1 pseudogene is annotated in these 295 nt (G+C 68.1%); it reads right to left on the reverse strand.

Features of this window, described 5'->3' with window-relative positions:
- Positions 1–295: pseudogene (locus tag NE591_RS14870) on the reverse strand (peptidoglycan glycosyltransferase); the annotation flags it as partial.

The raw sequence follows: 295 nt of genomic DNA on the forward strand, positions 1-295 counted from the left end.
TGAACAGCTCGGAGGAGTCGCTGCCGCCGTCCGCAGCCGCCGTGTGCAGCTCCTCGTAATTGGCGGCGTCGAAGGTGGGGGAGGAGGCCAGGGCGTACACGGCGCCGGTCTCGGGGTTCAAGGCCACCACGGCGCCCACCTGCCCGGCCAGGGCGTCCTGGGCCGCCTGCTGAATGCGGGAATCGATGGAAAGCACGACGTCGTTGCCCTTGGTCTGGATGCCCGCGAGCGAGTTCACTACGTCGGAGAAGCTAGCGAAGTTCTGCTCGCCGCGCAGGGTGTCGTTGTAGGCGGC

It is taken from the genome of Adlercreutzia sp. DFI.6.23 (genome assembly GCF_024462535.1).
Classification (GTDB): Bacteria; Actinomycetota; Coriobacteriia; order Coriobacteriales; family Eggerthellaceae; genus Adlercreutzia; species Adlercreutzia rubneri.